The 1,680-nt window shown below is 66.8% G+C and carries 2 protein-coding genes; both read left to right on the top strand.

What is annotated here, in order from left to right:
* On the top strand, window positions 1-809 hold an 809-nt coding region (locus JL475_RS38935), incomplete at its 5' end, for a restriction endonuclease (RefSeq protein ID WP_307825333.1).
* A gap of 113 nt (window positions 810-922) precedes the next feature.
* Window positions 923-1,597 (top strand): S1 family peptidase, encoded by a 675-nt coding sequence (locus tag JL475_RS38940; RefSeq protein ID WP_202282915.1) that lies wholly within the window; start codon window positions 923-925, stop codon window positions 1,595-1,597.
* The last annotated feature ends 83 nt before the right edge of the window (window positions 1,598-1,680 follow it).

The raw sequence follows: 1,680 nt of genomic DNA on the forward strand, positions 1-1,680 counted from the left end.
ACGACACCACCCCGCCCACACCCGGATCAGTAAATCCCCAGCTCAGCTGTCCCCTGGAAGGAGCCGCACCCAACGAGCATGACCTGGAAAGGGAAGGCGCCAAGGCCCGGGCGGTACCAACCAATAGAGACAACGCGCGGGTACAGGCAGCCAGCATCTGGCCGCATTGGATGGGCAGCCCAACGGATGGGGAGCAACAAGCCAGCAGACCACAGAAGGAGGACGACTCCATGGGAACAGTGCTAATTGTTGCGTTAGTCGTCGCTGCCATCGGGATCATCGTCACCAAGCTGGTGAATGCCGGACGACGCGAGGCGCAAGCGGAGAAAGCTCGACTGGCCGAGGAAGCGCGCCGCCAGGCCCGCCGATCCCTGGACGCAGTCTGGTCAATGGACGATCGCCGGTTCGAGGAGTACATCGCAGACCTGTGCCGCCGGGACGGATGCACCGACGTGAAACGAGTCGGCGGCGCCGGCGACCTCGGGGCCGACGTCACCGGCCTCCTGCCCGACGGCCGCCGGGTCGTCATCCAGTGCAAGTGCTACGCCAAGCACCGCACGGTCGGCAGCCGCGACATCCAGACATTCAACGGCACCGCCCGCGCCGAACACGGCGCCGACGTTCCCGTCTTCGTGGCCTCGTGCGTCTTTACGAAACCGGCCCGCGACTTCGCCGCCAAGCACCAACTGGTACTCATCGACATCAACCTGCTCGGCTTCTGGAACAGCGGTACCACGCTGACCTCGTTCCTGGACCTGGACATCGGCAGATCCGGCACCAACCGCAAACTTCACCCGGACCACGACTGACAGGAGCCCTGACGCGCGACATTCCTTCCGAGGCGGCCTGTCGACTCGGGGACGGTTCCCCCACCATGGGTGCACCGGAGCGCGACTCCACCGCGTCCCCACTGGGAGGAACCGTGAGACGCTCGCCCATCCTCGTAACCCTGACTGCCGTCCTGACCGCCCTCGCCGCCGTGTTCCTGACGGCACCCGCCGCATCGGCGGCGCCGACCGCCGTACGCGGCGGCGACACGTTGTACGGCAACGGCGGCGCCCGATGCACGGTCGCCTTCAACGCCCTTGGCGGCAGCACGTACTACGGCATCCTCGCGGGGCACTGCGCGGGTACCAGCACCACCTGGTACGCGGATTCGGCCCGCACGGTGCCCGTCGGCACCACCGCCGGATACAGCTTCCCGGGGAACGACTACGGGCTGGTCCGCTACACCAACACCGCCCTCTCCTACCCCGGTGAGATCAACCTGGGCGGCGGCGTCGTCCGGGACATCACCGGGGCCGCCGCTCCCCGGATCGGACAGTCCGTCTGTCACCTCGGTCGAAGCAGTGGAATGCACTGCGGCATGGTCACCGGGCTCAACGCCACGGTCAACTACGGTGGTGGCAACCTCGTCTACGGCCTGATCAAGACCAACGTCTGCTCTGAGGCGGGCGACACCGGAGGTCCCGCCTTCTCCGGTACCACGGCCCTCGGTCTGATCTCGGGCGGCAGCGGAAACTGCACCTCCGGCGGCACCACCTTCCACCAGCCGATCACCGAGGTTCTGACGGCCTACGGCCTGACCCTGTACTGACGGCCCGGCGCCGGGCGAGCAATGCTCATGACTTGTGGATCGTCCTCGGGAAGGCATGCGAAGGGCGTACCTTCCCGAATGAT

Source organism: Streptomyces sp. M2CJ-2 (genome assembly GCF_016757295.1).
Classification (GTDB): domain Bacteria; phylum Actinomycetota; class Actinomycetes; order Streptomycetales; family Streptomycetaceae; genus Streptomyces.